At 45.4% G+C, this 19,378-nt stretch carries 12 protein-coding genes; 8 read left to right on the top strand and 4 right to left on the bottom strand.

The genetic code is table 11. From position 1 onward, the window contains the following. Nucleotides 1-81: 81 nt before the first annotated feature. From BLR32_RS11140 to BLR32_RS11125, 4 genes are all read right to left on the bottom strand, one after another. Nucleotides 82-1,305 (bottom strand): RNA polymerase sigma factor, encoded by a 1,224-nt coding sequence (locus BLR32_RS11140; RefSeq protein WP_089831588.1) that lies wholly within the window; start codon nt 1,303-1,305, stop codon nt 82-84. Next, on the bottom strand, nt 1,305-1,646 hold the full coding sequence (locus BLR32_RS11135) for a YciI family protein (protein WP_089831586.1): 342 nt from the start codon (nt 1,644-1,646) through the stop codon (nt 1,305-1,307). Before BLR32_RS11135 ends, BLR32_RS11140 begins: the two co-directional genes overlap by 1 nt. A gap of 484 nt (nt 1,647-2,130) precedes the next feature. Continuing rightward, nucleotides 2,131-2,589, bottom strand: coding sequence for a molybdopterin oxidoreductase (locus BLR32_RS11130; protein ID WP_089831584.1), 459 nt, complete (start codon nt 2,587-2,589; stop codon nt 2,131-2,133). A gap of 6 nt (nt 2,590-2,595) precedes the next feature. Continuing rightward, on the bottom strand, nt 2,596-4,950 hold the full coding sequence (locus BLR32_RS11125) for a molybdopterin oxidoreductase family protein (protein WP_089831582.1): 2,355 nt from the start codon (nt 4,948-4,950) through the stop codon (nt 2,596-2,598). A gap of 386 nt (nt 4,951-5,336) precedes the next feature. Here BLR32_RS11125 and BLR32_RS11120 point away from each other — a divergent pair, with 386 nt between their 5' ends. The 8 genes from BLR32_RS11120 to BLR32_RS11085 all read left to right on the top strand — a co-directional run bounded on the left by BLR32_RS11120 (nt 5,337) and on the right by BLR32_RS11085 (nt 19,372). Further along, nucleotides 5,337-7,718, top strand: a complete 2,382-nt coding sequence (locus BLR32_RS11120; RefSeq protein ID WP_089831580.1) for an ABC transporter permease — start codon at nt 5,337-5,339, stop codon at nt 7,716-7,718. Nucleotides 7,719-7,760: 42 nt separating this feature from the next. Beyond that, nucleotides 7,761-8,108, top strand: coding sequence for a hypothetical protein (locus BLR32_RS11115; protein ID WP_089831578.1), 348 nt, complete (start codon nt 7,761-7,763; stop codon nt 8,106-8,108). Nucleotides 8,109-8,120: 12 nt separating this feature from the next. Further along, complete coding sequence (locus BLR32_RS11110; RefSeq protein ID WP_089831576.1) at nt 8,121-8,681, top strand: GNAT family N-acetyltransferase; 561 nt, start codon at nt 8,121-8,123, stop codon at nt 8,679-8,681. A gap of 212 nt (nt 8,682-8,893) precedes the next feature. After that, complete coding sequence (locus BLR32_RS11105) at nt 8,894-11,962, top strand: beta-L-arabinofuranosidase domain-containing protein (RefSeq protein ID WP_089831574.1); 3,069 nt, start codon at nt 8,894-8,896, stop codon at nt 11,960-11,962. Nucleotides 11,963-12,343: 381 nt separating this feature from the next. Beyond that, on the top strand, nt 12,344-13,051 hold the full coding sequence (locus BLR32_RS11100) for a phage tail protein (RefSeq protein WP_089831572.1): 708 nt from the start codon (nt 12,344-12,346) through the stop codon (nt 13,049-13,051). A gap of 57 nt (nt 13,052-13,108) precedes the next feature. Continuing rightward, a complete protein-coding gene (locus BLR32_RS11095; RefSeq protein ID WP_089831571.1) occupies nt 13,109-13,831 on the top strand; it encodes a hypothetical protein in 723 nt (240 codons plus the stop codon). Between the two features lie 95 nt (nt 13,832-13,926). After that, nucleotides 13,927-17,139 carry a DUF6603 domain-containing protein gene (locus BLR32_RS11090; protein ID WP_089831569.1) on the top strand — a complete coding sequence of 1,071 codons (3,213 nt, stop codon included), beginning with the start codon at nt 13,927-13,929 and terminating at the stop codon, nt 17,137-17,139. Continuing rightward, entirely contained in the window at nt 17,129-19,372 is a 2,244-nt protein-coding gene (locus BLR32_RS11085) for a hypothetical protein (protein ID WP_089831567.1), read from the top strand. Before BLR32_RS11090 ends, BLR32_RS11085 begins: the two co-directional genes overlap by 11 nt. Nucleotides 19,373-19,378 lie beyond the last annotated feature (6 nt).

Genomic DNA, 19,378 nt, shown 5'->3' with positions numbered 1-19,378 from the left:
GGTATTAGCTTTTTTGTCTGTACTAATTTACAAAATATAATAATATAGGGAGAGCGAATGGAAAATGCTCAGGAAATCAGGTTATCGTGTATCCTGCAGTTGCTTTATGGCTTTAGCAAGCGTCTGCTTTTCCATACGGGATTTGCTCAATGCGATCGCCGTATTGTAGTGGCTAATGGCTACAGTCGTATTTATTCCGGCGTATAAATAGCCAAGGAGGGAATGGTAATGACTATTATCATGCAGGGCAAGTTGCTCTACTTCCTGAATAGCTTTGTCTTGTCCCCACAGTTTGGACACCACGAAAGCCCGGTTAAGCGCCACCATCGGCGACTGATCAATCAGCAACAGCTGGTCATAGAGATAGAAAATATGCTGCCATTTATCGGTGTCGTTTGGCGTAGTATGCCAGTAAGCAATCGCGGCTTCGAGGTGATATTTTGAAAGTTGGTTCCCCTGACAGGCCAATATCAGAAAATGATTTCCTTTATCAATGAAGCCCTGATTCCAGGAGCTTTTGTCCTGCTGATTGAAAAGGATCGCTTCGCCCTGATCATTGATCCTGGCATCAAGCCGTGAGCTTTGAAAATAAAGAAGTGCGAGTAAGGCATTCACCTGTGGGGTATTGGTAATAGGATGTTCCGCCAGCAAGACGGCCAGTCGTACAGCTTCTGAACACAAGTCTTTACGGATGGCCTGATTGCCTGTCCGGGAAAAATAGCCTTCGTTAAAGAGCAGGTATATAGTCTTTAAAACCGTATCTAACCTCGATTGTATGGCTGTTTCAGTAAGGTCCCTGATTTGAAATTGATTATTGCGAAGGGTAGTCCTTGCTCTATGTAAGCGTTTCTTAATAGTCTCTGTGCCGGTCAGGAAAGTACCGGCAATTTCTTCCACACTAAAACCGCAGAGTATCTGAAGGGCAAGACAGATCTGCGACTGCGGAGCATTACCCGGATGGCAAACGGAAAAGATCATAGCTAGCTGGCTGTCGGCAATCAGTGCGTCAGTGAATTCAATCGCTTCTACCGGATGACTAGTCTCGGTCTCCAGCATTCCTTTGACCCGATTATTGAAAATGGCCTGACGCTTAAAATAGTCCTTCGTTTGATTCTTTGCCACCGTATATAGCCAGGCGGTAGGATGGGGAGGCAGTCCTTTACTACTCCATACCTCAGCTGCCTTAAGAAAAGTCTCACTGGCAATGTCTTCCGCGATCTCAATATGGTCAAGGCCATAGGAATGACAGAGTACAGCAACAATTTTGCTGTACTCTGTCCGGAATAAATGTGGTAAGAGTTCCATTACATCGCATTAATTTCCCGTAGCTCTACGGTGCCGCCTACCTTGAAAATGGGACATCCTTTAGACAGTTGGACTGCTTCTTCCGTAGAATCTGCCTTTATGACCGAATAGCCCATAATAGATTCCTTAATTTCGGCGAATGGTCCGTCCGAAATAATCTCTTCGTTTTTCATGATTTTACCCTGGGGCATCAGCCTGCTTCCACGGTCAGTTAACTTATTCTGAGCGGCAAGACCTGCGATCCAGTCCATCCAGCTCTGGGTACGAGTCTGCATTTCTTCGGGTGAGGCATTGGCAACTACGCCGTAATCTGCTCTGTAAATCAGTAAGAAGTCTTTCATGTTTGAATGTTTTTATACCTGAATTACGATTTAAGGTCCAGGACGGGGACATTAATTTTTCCCGGAGGAAATTTTATTGGTTTCGTGTACTTTCAACGAAAGACCATCGCTGAAATCAATTATTTCTTTCAATATTAAATTTAAGACGAAAAATTGCTGACTCCTATTTTCTCCCTTTTGTTGCCAACCAACAGGGGACTATTAATAATAGGAGATTTAGTTTCATCTTTAAATTGTTTACTCACATACCTGGTAATATCCGGGACTGGATAATGGAATGGCGTTGGGTAAAATAGGGAATAAAATTGATATTAGCTCGTCGGGGGAAGGAGGGACGTACCTGGTTTTATTTTAAGCCCCCCGGGGCTTGTACCGTGAAATACCACCAGGTACGCCCCTCCTAAAGTAAAGATTGCATTTAGTGAAGCGGGAATAGTAATTTAGCTGGGGGCCTTAAATACCTGGTTAGTTTTAGTTTTGATCATTATTCGGCTGCGATCAATGTTTGCGTTGCAATAGCCTTCATTCGCGTAAGTAGCCAGGATATTTGTCTTTTTGAAAAACCGTTGATATCGTTGCATACCGTGATTAATTCTTTATCTCTTAATCCAAAAGCAGCCTGCTCCAGGATGATGCTGGCCACCTGTGCTTCCCGGGCCAATAGCCAAAGGTCCTGTAGGTCGCGCAACAATGCCATTGAGCCTTTTCTTGGTCCTTCAAATAGATCACGCATCAGTTTGTCTGGTTCCTTGTTCTTCTCTTCACCGTATTTTTCGGCAAATGGTTTTATCTTCTCCATCAGCTGGCGTGACCAACCCGCAAGCAGTATGCAGGTTGATTTAATATCTGGTTCATGACCATGATGTTCGCTTACTTTGATAAAGGCCTGGGCGAGGTCTTGCTGACCTCTATGGACCATATCGATATAATTCCCGATGTGCATAACCAATTAACTATTAAATGAATCTTTTACATCTTTAATCAGTGTTGCTGCCTTGTCTAAGATTCCCTGTTCATACTTTCTTACTTTCACTGCTGTATGCTTAAAGTGTGGCTGTTTGCTTATAGGGTCCCATTCGGTAATTGTTAATTCATTTGCCGCACGCACACGATCCGGATCGTCCCAATAACCATAATGAAACGGAATGAAAAGTTCACCGGGCAGGACACCTCCGATCTTCACTGGTTGAATCGCTTTGCCCCATCTTGAAATGATCTCTACCATATCCCCTTCAGAAAATCCATTTTTTGATGCATCAGCTTCCGACATTTGAACAAAAGCATCGGGTGCAGCATCGTTGAGCTCTTTGCTGCGACCGGTTTTGGTGCGGGTATGAAAATGATACACCAGCCTACCCGTTGTTAACATAAACGGATATTCTTCGTCGGGTTGCTCGTGTGGGGGCTGGTAATCCGTACCTTTTAGTATTGCCTTCCCTTTCGGATCAAACAGTTTGTATTGATCCTGGGTGTTGGCCGCGCCTGTATCCAGGTCATGGCCATATGTTTCGCAATACGTAATGCCGGTATTAAATATCCCCTCTTTGTACAAATGTTTTGTGCCTTCAGGGTGTTGTTCATTACATGGCCATTGTATGCCGTCGTGCAGGCTGAGCTTTGCGTAACTTAATCCTGTATAATCACAGGGTCGGCCCGAGGCGCATTTTTTCCATGCTTCAAACGCTTCTTCGGGTGTCCTCCATTTGATCAGCGGCGCTCCGTCTTTGTCCTGAAAATCCATGCGCTGTGCATAGTCAAGAAAGATGTCAAGATCAGCACGCGCTTCTCCAGGCGGCTCAACTGCCTTATGCGATATGTGTACCGTGCGGTCGACGTTCGTATATGTACCGGTTTTTTCACCCCAGATCGCTGCTGGCAATATTACATCGGCATACTGCGCTGTTTCGGTCATGAACGCGTCCTGCACCACTTTAAACAAGTTCTTCTGATCAAGTATCTTTCGGATCCTTTCCAGTTGCGGAAGCGATACTGCAGGATTGGTAGCACTGATCCATAACATTTTCAGACTGCCGGTTTCAGCATAACGCCAGATCTGCATAGCATGCGTGGGCGGCGACCAATGCGGAATAACTGCCGGTTCTACGTTCCATAACTGCGCCAGCTCTTTTATATGTTCTTCGTTGCCCCAGTTTCGAAATCCCGGAAGGTCTCCATCGGCGCCTGTTTCACGCGTGTTTTGGGCTGTAGGCTGGCCGTTCATCTGGTAAATACCGCAGCCGTCACGGCCTATAAGGCCTCTGATCAGGTGAATGTTATTTACCTGCACAGAAGCTGCCGTGGCCTGCATTGATTGATAAAAGCCCTGTAAAACGGTAGAGACGAGTGTATCAGTTTTACAAAGGATATCGGCTGCTTCCTGTAATTTACCAGCGGGAACGCCGCTGATCGCTTCCACCTTTTCAGGCGTATATGTCGAAACGGTATGCTTCAGCTCTTCAAAGCCTATGGTATGGGCATTGATGTACGCTTCATTAATGGCATTGGCCTGAATGATCAGGTTCAGCAATCCATTCATTACGGCCATATTGGTGCCTATCCGGGGGGCCAGGTGTACAGTGGCCTTTTGTGCGGTAAAGGTATCACGGGGATCTATAACAATGAGTTTTGGCGGATTGGGTCCCGCTAACCGGTCCAGTATGCGCATCCATAATACTGTTTGTTGCGAGGCGATGTTGTGACCACAATGTAAGATCGTTGCTGCGTAATCCAGATCGGTATAAGAACCTGGTTGCCCATCACTCCCGAAAGATTCTTTTAGGGCTGCAGCCGCGGTGGCTGTACAAAGCCGGGTGTTGCCATCCATATGCGGTGTGCCGAGGCCAGCTTTGCCAATGACCCCCAACGTATAATATTCTTCGAGGAAAAGTTGGCCGGAGGTATAAAAACCGATGCTTAGAGCGGTATGCTCTTTTATAAGGTCTTTTGATTTCTGAACAATGAAATTCATTGCCTCATCCCAGCTGACAGCTACGAGTTCATCGCCTTTTCTGATCATTGGTTGTGTAAGCCTGTCTCTGCTGTTATTCGCCATCCAGCCATGCAATCCTTTCGGACCCAGGCGGCCATGGTTAACAGGGTCAGTTGCACGCCCCCGAACTCCAACTATCCGGCCGTCCTTTACACCGATATCCATACCACAACCGTTGGAACAAAGTACACAGGCCGATTGCACCCAACGCTCAGGTTCAACGTCCACTTTCGCATCTACACGAACGGGCCAGTTGCCGTAATATGGAGTGCGCTCACCCCATATGTCTTTGATACTGTCTCGGGTTTGTTTCATGGGGACTGTGATTTAAATGTGGGGATGTGAGTACCGTTACAAGAATTGTTCCAGCGCTGTACTATGAGCGTATCAATAATAACAGCAGTTGACCATGCATTCCATGACTATTTAGCAATGTAGTAAAACATATATAGGCTTAGTCGGACCCGAATGTTCGTCACTGAACATCATTTGTCCCGAAACCGGACACATTTATGCGGTGTGAATTATTAAATAATTAACCATCATTATCTTATATTCAGGCATCTTCTTAGCTTGCCACATAGCCAGATATTATCTGTGGTGGATAAGTCCATTCAATACTTAGCTGCTATTAATTCTTCATCGGAGTTTGAAAATAGGAAGTAACTATGTTAAGAAACTATTTTAATTAGGAAGTAACTATGTTAAGAAACTATTTTAATATCGCCTGGCGCAATTTATGGAAACACCGGTTGTTTTCGCTGATTAATATCATCGGACTGGGCCTGGCTATGGCTATGTGCCTGCTGATTATCATACAGATACAGGCCAGTTTTGAGAAAGATTCCTTTCATCCTTATCCTGACCGCACTTACCGCATTCTTACAGATGTCACCAACAAAGAAGGCAAAACGTTCCCATTGGCCTCCACGCCCTTACCCTTAGGTCCTAAACTATTGCAGGAACAAAGTGGTGTTGAGCAAATGGCACAGGTGATCTATGGCTTTGGAGGTAGCTTCAGTAACCGGATAGAGTCATTGTCAGCATGGGGGCTTTACGTTAGCCCCGGTTATTTTCAGCTCTTCGGTTTTCCTTTGGAGAAGGGCAAACCTGCTATCGAGCCTTATACGGTGGTGCTCTCTCACGAAACAGCAGAAAGATTCTTTGGGGATGCTGATCCCATCGGTAGAGTACTTGAGCATAAAGATCTGGGCGCCTTTACCGTTACAGGCGTATTTGCCCCGCTGAAGGCAAAGCAGAGCCATCTGGATGCAGATCTGGTAGTGTCGATGGCTACCTATCCCTTGCTTAATCCTACAGTTAACCAGCAAGACTGGCTTAGTTATAATGCATACACTTATGTGCTCCTGCAAAAGGGGATTCCATCTACCAGGTTGGACGGTATGCTGGAACAGGTATTGGCGGATAACAAGAAGAATGTGGATTTCAGGGGTATTAAAGAGCTACGTTTCCGGAGACAGCTTGTGAGCAGGATCTCACCGGATTTTCAGGGTCTGATGAATAATCCCGGGGTAGAGCCCTGGTTTAAGGTCCTGGTAAATATTATCATGATGCTGGTAATAATATCGCTGGCGATATTTAATTATACCAATCTTACACTCACCCGTTCCCTGAGCAGGGTCAGGGAGATAGGTGTACGGAAAGTGGCAGGCGCCGCACGCTGGCAGTTGGTGCTACAGTTGTTGATGGAGAGCGTGCTATTGGCTTTTTGTGCACTGATAGTGGGCTTCGTGCTCTTACAGGTGATGAAATCATTTATCTATGCCCGCTGGCTAACCTGGGAAGTACAACATCCTGTGGGTCTGTGGCTGGCATTTATTGGTTTTACGCTTTTCACTGGCCTGGTAGCAGGTATAACGCCCGCGCGGATTTTATCGTATGGTAAACCCGTTACTATGCTCAGGGGAGCGCTTGATACTATGGGGGTTCGAAAAATGGGCTTTCGTAAGGCATTGATCGTGATCCAGTTTGTCGTTTCGCTGGTATTTATGGTGGTTACCGTTGTGATGTATAGCCAGTTCCGTTATATGGCTACGGACAATGACAACTTCAACAGGAAGAACATTCTTAATATCCCGCTGACAGATCATAATACTTACCGTCTGCTCAGCAATGAGATCTCTAAGTTGTCGGGCGTTAATAGTGTAGGCGCTGCCTCTGCTCTCTTGAGTGAAGGGGCAGAACGGGTAATGATCACACAGAATGATCGCATCAAAGCCGGCATGGAGCAGTTGCAGGCGTATAAATATGCCGTAGATGCTGCCTTTATTCGTAACATGCGGCTTAATTTTGTAGCTGGCAATAACCTGCCGGGGAATAATGCTGATACTCTTAAAGGCCACTTTGTGGTGATCAACGAAAAGGCCGTACAGTCGTTGGGACTGAAGGACGCCCGGAGTAGCATCGGACAGACCATCGTTCTCGATAGCAGTGAAATGATCATAGCCGGAGTGGTGAAAAATTTCAATTTTATGCGGTATGAGATGCCAGTCACACCTTTAGTGTTGCAATATGATCCCCATGCCTTTAAAACGCTCTCATTGTCAGTACAGGATGGTACTAAACAACAACTGCTGGTAGCCTCTCTACAGGGTATCTGGAAGCGATTATATCCCTATGAACCTTTTATATATAGCTGGTATGAGCAACAGATGTATGATCATTACATGGAAAATGAGGACCTTAAATTGTTTGGCGTGATTATCTTTATCGTCTTTGTGATAGCGGCTCTTGGTATGCTGGGCGTAGTGACACATAATACAGAGAAGCGGGCAAAGGAAGTAGGCATACGTAAAGTGATGGGAGCGGGAGTAGGACAGATTATGCGCCTTTTATCCTGGAGTTTTATAAAACTGATCCTCATAGCAGCGGTCATTGGTTTGCCCCTGGGAGGTTTCCTGGGTTCGTTATTTCTGCATATTTTTACTTATCGGGCCACGCCAGGTATTACAATCTATGCCGCCTGCCTGGGGTGCCTGTCATTAGTCGGTGTGCTCACTATAGGTATACAAACCTATCGTACTGCAATGTCAAATCCAGCGATTACTCTACGGCAGGAGTGATTTGGTGTGTGTGCATACAATATCCCTATAAATACAGCATCAATGTTAGATCAGGACTTTTATCAATTTTTAGAATATGAAATCTGCAAGGCGTTTCAGCATTCAAACAATGAAGAAATAAAAGGCTTTTGGTGTGATGGTGTTCTACCCTTTGCGACCGGCCATAGCTATTCTCAAAAATCTATACATGATAGCAGGAAGATCACTTTGAAAGCATTTATTGGTAAAGATGGGCAATCAGAATATGAACTGGTGCTGAAGCTGGGGAACAAGGCGCTTAGCAGGCACGCAAGGAATCTGGATATTAAAGAATGCATTCCTGACCCGGAGGAAGTTGATTGGTTGGACATCGACATTAAGAAAAGAAGACTTGAGATACAACTTGACTGAAAACTATATTGCATGCCTGAAGCGATAAATGATATCATTACCCCACGCCTGATACTGCGACTACTCGGAGATGAAGTCACCAGCGCTTGTCTTAATAACGATCTTGCAGCAGCTCAACAGCTACTACATGCTGCTATCCCGGAGGAGTTCTTTAGCGACCTTGGCGTCCTGAAAAGAGACCATCACCTGCTACGCGAAGACCCGGAATATAAACCTTGGGCGTCCAGGGGGATTATACTAAAAAGTGAAAAGAAGATGATTGGCTTGATTCGTTTTCACGGTAGTCCGGATCACGATGCAGAGAAGCCGTATATGAAGGACGCGGTAGAACTTGGATATAGGATCTTCTCAGATTATAGAAGAGAGGGATATGCGCGGGAAGCGATCTTGGCCCTTATTAACTGGGCAGCGGAGGCATTCTCTATACAGCGTTTCATTGCTTCTATTTCACCGGAAAATATACCTTCTTTGGCGCTTGCCCGGTCTTTTGGCTTTATTAAAGTAGATGAGGTGATGGATGAAATAGATGGTCCGGAACATGTTTACCTACTGGAGCGAACACCGGCGGAATAGATATTCCTTGTTTTTCGGAAAGGAAACTAGTTAATATCATTTGACTATCAGCTAAAATATACTTATAGGAACGCGGGAATTCTTCATAGTTTCATAGTTAATTACCTGAATATTGATCTGTTGTGGGATGTATTGATTTACAGATGTTTATCCTGTAAAGAATTAGATTTTATAACAGAAGGTATAAGGGTATTGCTGAAAATTATGCAATTATGAAAATGTACCAAGTATTCGTGCGTGTCATCCTGTTTGTTGCTGTTTGGATCCAGGGTATTAACACCGCTCATGCACAAAATGGGGATCAGATATTAGATGGAATCGGTGAAACGGGAATGATCGCGCGTTATGTTTTTAACGGAGATCTCAAAGATTGGTCCCGGAATAATCTGCACGGCAAATCCCAGGGGGATGAAATCAAATTTGTTAACGACGAACGTTTTGGAAAGGTATTGTCGCTTCCCGGAAATAACAATGCTTTTGTTAAGCTCCCGGGAGAAGCATTATCAGATATAGAATCGCTCAGTATATCAGGATGGATCTACCTGCGTTCGAAGCAATCAGGCCAACGATTTTTTGATTTCGGAGAAGATGATACCAAACATTTCTTTGCAGCTCCTGTTGGTACAAATGCGCAGGAAGGCTATCAGGCGTTAATAACAGCGGGACAGGGTAATAAAAAAGGAGCGGTTTCTCCGGCTATAGAATTAAACAAGTGGGTGCATCTTGCCATAGTAATAGATATTCCTTCAAAATCTATGATCACCTATGTTGACAGTAAGCCGGTGGGTGAGGCGAAAGATATCCCGTCTGAATTAACGGCCGTATTTGGTCAGCGGGCAGGAGAGAAGAGACAGCTTTATATCGGTAAGTCCTTATTACCAGGCGATCCCTATCTCAATGCAATGATACACGATTTTCGTATTTATCGTATTGCGCTGAGCAGGAGACAGGTTGCAGGGATCTATAACAATTCCCAGACAGGTATCAATGAAGGCGTGGTGAATACCACAGGTAAACATGAAGATGACCTCCCTCATTTTTCTCCGACCCAGGCGCAGCTTTATAATGCTTATTTGGTTCATGTAGCCGATGTAGAAGTGGAAACAGCCTTGGGAAATTTGCCACGACTACCCAGTTATATAGAGGGAACATATAAGAATGGTATGAAAGGTCCGAAAGTACGTGTGCTCTGGCCTTTTCCAATAGACAATAACGCTGTTCTTAAACCAGGACGCTATACCGTTACAGGACGTGTTGCCGGAACAGATTTTCAGCCAAAGGCGTTTGTTACGGTTAAAAAGTCCGACAAGTCAGCTACGCCCGATTTAAAGCTGGCGGCATTTGATTTAGGTAAGGTTTCCTTAAAAGCCGATGCCCATGGCCATGAAACCCAGTTTACCGAAAACCGGGATAAGTTTATAAAAACCTTAGCTACCACTGATCCTAACTCCTTTCTGTATATGTTCCGCCATGCTTTTGGTCAGCAGCAACCTGAAGGCGCAAAGCCGCTGGACGTATGGGACAGTAAGGATACTAAATTAAGAGGCCATGCTACAGGTCACTACCTTACGGCAATTGCACAGGCTTATGCCAGCACAGGATATGACAAGGCATTGCAGGCTAATTTCTCTCAGAAAATGGAGTATATGGTGAATACGCTCTATGAGTTATCACAATTATCCGGAAAGCCGAAAACAGCAGGTAGCGCCTATGTGTCCGATCCGACAGCAGTGCCGCATGGTCCCGGAAAATCAAATTATGATTCAGATTTGAGTGATGAGGGTATTCGTACCGATTACTGGAACTGGGGGAAAGGATTCATCAGCGCATATCCTCCGGATCAGTTTATCATGTTGGAACACGGCGCTAAGTATGGAGGACAGAAGAACCAGATTTGGGCTCCCTATTACACATTGCACAAAATTCTGGCTGGCTTAATGGATGTATATGAAGTGAGTGGTAATAAAAAAGCGCTTGATATAGCTGCGGGCATGAGTGATTGGGTATATGCCCGTTTGAGCCGCTTGCCTAAGGATACGCTCATAAAGATGTGGAATACATACATAGCAGGTGAATTTGGAGGCATGAATGAGGCAATGGCCCGTATGTACCGCATTACCGGTGAATCAAAATACCTGAAAACAGCACAGTTATTTGATAACATCAGGGTCTTCTTTGGTGATACCGCACATTCGCATGGGCTGGCGAAAAATGTAGATGTTTTCCGTGGACTGCATGCCAATCAGCATATACCGCAGATTGTGGGAAGTATCGAAATGTACCGCGTTTCGAATAATCCGGAATATTACAAAGTGGCCGATAACTTCTGGTATAAGGCTGTCAACGACTATATGTACAGCATTGGAGGAGTAGCAGGAGCACGTAATCCCGCTAATGCGGAATGTTTTATCAGTCAGCCGGCAACATTGTATGAAAACGGTTTCTCTTCCGGCGGACAAAACGAGACCTGTGCCACATACAATATGCTAAAATTGACAAGTGACCTGTTTCTCTTCGATCAGCGGGCAGAGTTAATGGACTATTACGAACGTGCATTGTACAATGATATCCTGGCTTCTGTAGCCGAGCATTCTCCTGCCAATACCTACCATATACCGCTCAGACCAGGGTCTATCAAACAATTTGGCAATCCGGATATGACAGGCTTTACGTGTTGTAACGGTACTGCGTTAGAGAGTAATACCAAGTTCCAGCATTCAATTTACTTTAAAAGTAAAGATGACCAGGCGCTGTATGTCAATCTATACATACCCTCAACACTACAATGGACAGAACGCGGGGTAACGATAGAACAGACAACAGATTTTCCAAAGGAAGATAATACGCGTCTTACTATCAAAGGAAGTGGAAAGTTTGATATCAATGTGCGTGTGCCTGGCTGGGCTACCAAAGGCTTCTTTGTAAAGATCAACGGTAAGGAACAGGCACTTCCAGCTAAGCCAGGCAGCTACCTGAAAATAAGCCGTCAATGGAAAGATGGCGATGTGATAGAATTGAAAATGCCGTTCCAGTTTCACCTCGATCCGGTGATGGATCAACAGAATATCGCCAGCCTGTTTTACGGACCAATATTGCTGGCTGCCCAGGAACCTGAAGCAAGACAGGATTGGCGTAAAATAACCCTGGATGCAGAAGATATAAGTAAGTCTATTAAAGGCGATCCAGAACAATTGCAATTCACGATAGATGGCGTGGTTTTTAAACCATTTTATGAAACATACGGGCGTCATTCTGTTTACCTGGATGTTGAGTTAAAATAGTCCTTAAGGCCAAATGTCCAATGGGGTTCTTACTGCGCGCAGCAAGGACCCCATTGACGTGTATATAGTTACGTCTTTCAGCTTTAGGACGCCGGGCGTCATGAGATATCTGCCGTTTATCAAGAAATTTTTGTGGTATCATGTTTTAGTTTTTACATTTGCACCCATATTTTACAGTTACCCTTTAAATACAAAATAACTAATTGACCCCGTTATGTTACACCCCAAAGTAACACTTCAACATAATTGTACACTATTGTTGTTCCTGCTATCTGTTCTTACAGATCCGGAGTGTATCCCTGTTCCCGAAAGCAAGCTCCTGTCGGAAATGCATTGAAGGCAATAGCTGGACATCATATTTATTCTTAATCCCAAATTAAAATGAAACATTCTCTATTCATTACAGCATTCGTATGCATTGCAGCGATCAGTAACCTATACGCACAAACTGACGCTTTAAAAATTCTACCCAATGGAAATGTAGGTGTTGGCACCGAAGCGCCCACAGAAAAACTACAAGTAGATGGAAACGTAAAAGCCAATGGCAGATTCGTAGACAAAACAGGCGTGGTTATGCCTGTAGGTACCGTTCTCCCTTATGCAGGGACTACTGCTCCTCCCGGATGGTTACTCTGTAATGGAGCTGCCTATTCGATCAGCGGAGATCAGAAAGATCTCTTTGCTGCTATAGGCTACACGTATGGCAATGGCGGGACTACCGCAACATTCAAAGTGCCTGATCTTAGTGCATCCTTTGTCCAGGGAGCCACTCCGTGGGAGCCAGTGGGTACATCGGGTTATCCTGATCAACACAGTCATTCAGTTACAATGCCTCAAAGATCATTTGGTACTGAATGGGCAGGCGACCACAATCACTTTTTTCCCCGCACCTGGTATAACCGAGGGCTGGATAAGGGAGGTTACACTGGTATAGACACAGGTGGTCAGGATGTTACAAAGCAAACTACAGAAAATGCGGGCGGTCACTGGCATGTGGTAAACTTACCTGCCTATACAATGCCATCCTCGCCTTCAAATGATAGAAATCGTCCTAAATGGATAGCCCTCAACTATATAATTAAATACTAAACACCCGGCAATACAAGTATTACCCACACATACATATTAACCTCAAACTCAAACAAAATGACAATTACAGAAATTAAGAATCTTTCCAGCAACATTCCTGCAATCACAGATGCTAATGAACTTGTCAAATTTGACAGTAATGGCACTTTTGCTGAAAAGATCACAGCGGAAAATGTAACAGCAGCTACATGGACGAATTTCGCTACTGCCAATGACAACATTCAGGTAACCTGGGCAAATGGCGCCACAGTGGTCTACCGTGCAGTAGGTGGAACTTTTGCATTGAACGGTACTACAGTTACTATCAGTGGTCTCGCCAACGCATCAAAATACAGCGTAGGAATAAACGGACAGCTTGCCATTGGTCCTGAAGGCAACGACGCTGCTGCCGCCATCCTGAATGTAAGAATGGGCAACCTGGTGACCAAACTCAATACCAAGGGCGATTGGATCATCGACTTCAGCGACAAAACAGATGAAGCAGAAGGAAGCCAGATCAACCTCAAAGTACTCATTGACTGGATCACAAGAAACACCGGCGATACCGCTACACCACAACTGCCAGATATAAAAGGTGAAGACGGTACAAGCAAGAAACCGGAAGATTTTATCATCCTGTTCAAAGACTTCTACTACAACATCACACAGAAGACTTTTGATTTCTGGGTGACATCAAAAGAAGGACAGACCATCAAGTTTGGCGCTTTCACTATTAAGAAAGTAGGCTTCAGAGTCACCAACATAGCTACCAATCCAACCCTGGAAGCTCCTAAAAGCTAAGGCGCCGACGCTTACAATGATTGAACACTAATGTTACCACTTCTGCAGAATAATTGACCTGTTGGGAAATTATTCCTTAACCGGTAGTAAGAATTATGGCAGCATCATCCAATTTTTTACTGGATCTATCAGGCTCAACCCGCATTGGCGATACCAATGCGGTTGAGTTTGACATTTCAATGGGCCTTCGGATAAATGGTACTGATAAATCAGTTTATGCCGCGCTAAAGACCCAGGATCCAGGAGGTGTCAGTTTAGCGGCACTGCTCAAAGCCTTTGCTCCCGGCGACAAAACAGAGATCCCCGGTTTTCTGGATCAGCTCCCGGCTATCCGGGCGCTATCTGTTAATTATGGTACTGGTGCCCGTTCAAGTGAGTTCAGTATCTCATTCGAGACGCGGCTTACCATTAACGGTAAAGAGATTGACGCCACCCTGCAGGCAGCCTATAAAAAAGTGGAAGGGTCTGATAGTGCATTCACTTTTGGCGGTGTGCTCCGTATTGGTACTCACCGGTTCCTCCTGAGTTATCAGAAAGTAGCAGATGACTGGTACATGTATGCAGGCTACATCCATACAGGTATAACAACTATCAATCTGAAAGATATAGCCGGCAGCGTTTTCAGCAATCCTAACACTATTCCGGATGCCACACTGACACTCAATGATTTTAAAGCCTTTTTATTATACAGGAAAGCGAAAGATGGAAGTACCGCCTTGCTTGTAGGGCTGGGCGCTGGCCTTCACCTTAATCTCGAAGACCTGCCACTGGCTGGATCATTGTTTGCCAAAGACGATGCTTTTGCTTTTCGGGAAGTATTGGCCCTGTACGCAAGCGGTACCTTTACCCAGGCAGAATTGCAGCGTTTTACAGGTATGCCTGAAGTGGAGATCACTAAAGGTTTTAACGTCTCTGCCCAGCTGCTGATCAATGGTCGTGAAGAATATTATGTACTGAATGATGGACCTGATAAAACTTATTCGCCACCAAACGGAGGAAATGACAGTAGTACAGCAGTAGTAAGCACGCTTCCGGGAGAAGTAGCCTCAAAAGCAAAATGGACTAAAGTAGACAAGAAAATTGGTCCTGTAACACTACAGCGTCTTGGCTTCATGTACAATGAAGGTAGAGTAGTACTGCTGCTGGATGCTTCCATGCTGATGGCAGGCATCGGCATGCAGATGATAAGCCTGGGGCTGGGCTTTAAACTGGAATGGAAATTCCCACCCGCGCTGCCTGAGTTCTATATAGATGGCATCGGATTGTCTTACACCAAAGATCCTATCCGCATCAGCGGCATGTTCCTGAGAGCAACGCCGTTACCCGGTGTGGAGCAATATTCTTATTATGGATCTGCACAACTTTCATTAGCAAAATTCAGCGTCAGCGGTATTGGCGCTTACAGCAAGCTGATAGAGCCTAAACCTGATGGTGCAGTATCCTTATTCATCTATGCGATGTATGCAGGAGCCATCGGCGGACCAGCCTTCTTTTTTGTAACTGGCATAGCAGCAGGCTTTGGTTACAACCGCAGGGTGAAAGTACCTGCTATCCGGGAAGTCAATACCTTCCCGCTGGTCGCAATGGCGCTTAACCCCAATCCCGCTAAAACACTGAATGATATATTGGCGGAACTGGTAAGCCAGCAATGGATACCTGCATCTCCCGGCGATTACTGGCTGGCAGTAGGTATAAAATTTACCTCCTTCAAGCTCATAGAATCATTCGTACTTGTAATGGCACAATTTGGTACACGAACCGAATTTGCCATTCTGGGCCTGTCTATTCTTGCATGGCCAACAAAGGATAAAGCAATTGCCTACATAGAACTGGCCGTAAGAGCCAGCTTTGGTCCGGATAGCGATGTGATTGCGGTAGAAGCCATGCTGACACCCAATTCATATGTGCTGGATAAGAACTGTAAACTCACAGGAGGCTTTGCTTTCTACGCATGGGTGAAAGGACCGCATGCAGGAGATTTTGTCATTACTTTGGGAGGATATCATCCCAAATTCAATAAGCCATCCCATTATCCGGATGTGGACCGGTTGGGTCTTAACTGGAAATTATCGAAGGAACTGCAAATTAAAGGAGGATTGTATTATGCCCTGACACCAAGCTGCATCATGGCAGGTGGCCGATTGGAAGTAACCTTCAGTCTAAGTTTCCTGACGGCCAGCATAGCCCTGTGGGCAGACATGCTCATTGCCTGGGCGCCTTTCCAATACGCCATCGATATGGGTATCAGGGTAAAGATAGACGCCAATATAGATATGGGGCTCTTTACAGTACATTTTAAACTTGAAATGGGTGCTGAGCTGCATATCTGGGGACCACCATTTGCGGGTGAAGCCTTTGTGGACTGGAGTATATTCTCATTCACCATACCTTTTGGCAGTGCCACTAAGAAGGAAGCAGAGAAGCTGGATTGGCCGGCATTCAAACAACAATTTATACCTGTCAATACCAACAAAAGAATTACGCCGGAGATCATCATCGGTTCCGGTATTATCAATGAATATACGGTACGTACAAGTGCAGGAGAGATCAAATACCTGCTTGTAAACCCACATCAGCTGAGGATAAATGTAGATATTCCTTTACCGGTGACGACGGTAAAAGTACCGGATCTGTCAGGAGTAGTGAACGAAATATCCGCCGACTCAAAAATGCAGACAGACAGTGGAACACTGCAATACGCTGATCGTAACCGCACCCTTGGTATACGTCCCATGCAGGAAACAAGCCTCGCATCTGCACTGACAGTGAAGGTACTGATGAACGGTCAGCCGCTTAGTGGCGACTTTGCACCTCACTATTCCACTTATACTGCCGGTGTACCCGGATCATTGTGGAGCAATCAGCAGGGGAGTGGTAACAATAACACACCGGAAGATGTGAAAGTGCTACAAAATGCGCTTAAGGGCGTTGTTATTACCGCCAGAGAAGCGCCCGCACCAGTGGATCCTCCCGGATTTGATCTCAATGGAAAGTTCAGAGCAGTAGATGAATCATTACGCTGGAATTATATAGCCGCATTGACTGGTCCGGATAATACCGCTTATAGCGATCCCATAAAAACTATCATCAATAACAAAATGGACGATGCTGTCATCACTGCCAACCGACAGGCTATTATCACGGCAGCCCTGCAGGTGCAGGAATCTGAAGAAACAACAGTAACAGCATCTAAGCTGCATGGATGGATAGCGATATTGGGCGCCGATCCGGTGATCGTACAACTAGGTGGCTTACCCCAATATAAAACCGAAACAGGCAACGAAAATATAGCGGACAATGGCAACTGAGCAAAAACTATTACAAGATCCGGAACAACTGGCATTCATCCATGAATGCCTGCCACAACTCGTGGCCGGAGAATATACTGTAAGCGCTGATCTGTCAGTAAATGTAGCCAAGGCCAGCAACGCCGATTTTGAAACTGCTGTCAAGAAAGTATGGGTAGGCGCGCCGCGCTTTATGCTTGATGAGGCAACTGTTTATACCAGGTATCCTCCCAGGGATATGACAGGCCATTTTGAGACCACATTGCCGCAAATCGTCTTCAACCGTCGTACGTTGCCCTGGGAGCGTACCATAGATGGAGAATTGCACAGCAATACAAGGTTTAAACTCAATGATCCTGTGCGGCATGCACCCTGGATGGCATTGCTGTTATTTAGTGAAGATGAGATGAGAGGACGCGGCAATGCAGCAGATGCTATCATACCCGAGAAGAAAAGCCTGAAGGATACCGGAACAAACGTATTTGTACCGGAGATATCAACTGACATTGTGAACGGGCAAAATCCTAAACTGGCTCCCTGGGAAGACATCAACACAACGTATGATGTAATAGATGTGCCCCTGCCACTATTTAAGCAGGTAGCGCCTGCCATAGATGATTTGCCCTATCTGGCACATGTGAGAAAGGTAACCGTGGATGAAAGCAAGGAACGTGCATCTATAGAGGATGAGGGATACTTTGCTACACTCATGGGCAACCGGCTCCCGGTAAGAGCTGCCGATCAATCCAGTGCCGTGAGGAACACAGTGTTCCTTGTATCACTGGAAGGCTATCACAATTATTATACAGTCAACCAGTACATTGAAAACAAAGGGAAAAGCAAAGTGCGGCTTGTCGTGCTGCAATCATGGAGTTTTACAGTAGCAGCTGGTAAGAACTTTCTGGAGCTATGTGAAGGACTGCATGTAAGTCCCTTCAAAATGAATTATCCGGCAGGAATCAATGAGGCTGTCAAAAAATCGTATGACTACGGATATACATTGTTGCCGCATGTTACCCGCAACGGTGCACAGACCTACTCCTGGTACCGCGGTCCTTTCAATCCGAACTTCCTGCCTGCCAATCCGAAAACTAAAGTCTATAAAACGGCGGATGAAGCGCTTCGCTTTGATCACCTCACAGGGCTGGTAGATATCTCTTACGCTGCAGCATGGCAACTCGGACGTTTGCTGGCCTTGAAAGACAAAACATTTAACACTGCACTTTATCAGTGGAAGCTGCAGGGGAAAAGAAAGGTGGTTAAAACAGCCGCCATGCAGCAAATATCCAACCTATTCCCCGCTGAGTTCAGCGATGAATTACCGGCAACGGCAACGCTGGAAGACAAGATGAAAGGTTTCCTCGCCAGCTGGTACAATATGGGAAACGAGTTTAATAAGACGCCGGTGCCCTTCTCTAATGCTCCGAACGATATTCAGCAACAGCTGAACAACATAGCCGGAAGCGGAGGCGCAATGCACGAGATACCGCAGACCATCACAGACTGGCTGGGTAAACTCTTTCTACTGGAAGGCGTGCCTGTGAATTACCTCATACCACATGAGCAGTATCTCATCAGCCGTGAAGGAGGAACAATCCTTAAGGAAGCTGTTGGTACTTTCTATATAGATTATGACTGGATAGAAGCCCTGTTAGGCGGAGCCTTAAGTATTGTAGCTACGGAAGATTCTGTTGCGCTGCTTAATATGCTGAAGGACGGCAGCTTTTTACCCGAGAATATCATGGTCAATAAAGCGAATGCCTCCTTTATCCCCGGTGCAGAAGGCGAAGCCGTACCATTGCCTAAAACAATAAAGGGCCATATTACAGGCTTTTTCCTGCGCTCACAACTGGTATCAGGCTGGAAAGGCATTAAGATCTTTGCGAAAGACGAAACAGGCAGCTGGATGCAGCATCCGCTGAAGATCGAACGCCTGTCGGACGATATACAGCTTTGCGTGTTCTCCGGGAAAGTGCAGCAGTTGTCATTCATACAGCCACCGGAAGGTATCCACTTTGGCGTTGATGCCGGTAATGGCATATTTCAGAAAGCGCTGCGGGATAAAGCGGGTAACGTAGGACAAACAACCGTTACGCTGTCAGTTAACAACGGCGTATTAAACCTTAAAAATATAGCTGCCAGCATCACGGAAAAAGGTACACAGGTTCGTACCTCCGCAGAACTTGCTTTTCAGCTGCTGGAAAGCCCCATCATATACACTCTCGATATTTTTGATAACTGGAACAAAGACTAAACCTTG

This window comes from Chitinophaga filiformis, from assembly GCF_900102545.1.
GTDB lineage: Bacteria > Bacteroidota > Bacteroidia > Chitinophagales > Chitinophagaceae > Chitinophaga > Chitinophaga filiformis.
This window is presented reverse-complemented; position numbering and strand designations above follow the sequence as displayed.

What these genes read in the sequence shown, in the direction of transcription:
- BLR32_RS11120 (WP_089831580.1), top strand. Translation starts at nt 5,337, where the DNA reads ATGTTAAGAAACTATTTTAATATCGCCTGGCGCAATTTATGGAAACAC.
- BLR32_RS11110 (WP_089831576.1), top strand. Translation starts at nt 8,121, where the DNA reads ATGCCTGAAGCGATAAATGATATCATTACCCCACGCCTGATACTGCGA.
- BLR32_RS11095 (WP_089831571.1), top strand. Translation starts at nt 13,109, where the DNA reads ATGACAATTACAGAAATTAAGAATCTTTCCAGCAACATTCCTGCAATC.
- BLR32_RS11115 (WP_089831578.1), top strand. Translation starts at nt 7,761, where the DNA reads ATGTTAGATCAGGACTTTTATCAATTTTTAGAATATGAAATCTGCAAG.
- BLR32_RS11140 (WP_089831588.1), bottom strand. Translation starts at nt 1,305, where the DNA reads ATGGAACTCTTACCACATTTATTCCGGACAGAGTACAGCAAAATTGTT.
- BLR32_RS11100 (WP_089831572.1), top strand. Translation starts at nt 12,344, where the DNA reads ATGAAACATTCTCTATTCATTACAGCATTCGTATGCATTGCAGCGATC.
- BLR32_RS11105 (WP_089831574.1), top strand. Translation starts at nt 8,894, where the DNA reads ATGAAAATGTACCAAGTATTCGTGCGTGTCATCCTGTTTGTTGCTGTT.
- BLR32_RS11125 (WP_089831582.1), bottom strand. Translation starts at nt 4,950, where the DNA reads ATGAAACAAACCCGAGACAGTATCAAAGACATATGGGGTGAGCGCACT.
- BLR32_RS11130 (WP_089831584.1), bottom strand. Translation starts at nt 2,589, where the DNA reads ATGCACATCGGGAATTATATCGATATGGTCCATAGAGGTCAGCAAGAC.
- BLR32_RS11090 (WP_089831569.1), top strand. Translation starts at nt 13,927, where the DNA reads ATGGCAGCATCATCCAATTTTTTACTGGATCTATCAGGCTCAACCCGC.
- BLR32_RS11085 (WP_089831567.1), top strand. Translation starts at nt 17,129, where the DNA reads ATGGCAACTGAGCAAAAACTATTACAAGATCCGGAACAACTGGCATTC.
- BLR32_RS11135 (WP_089831586.1), bottom strand. Translation starts at nt 1,646, where the DNA reads ATGAAAGACTTCTTACTGATTTACAGAGCAGATTACGGCGTAGTTGCC.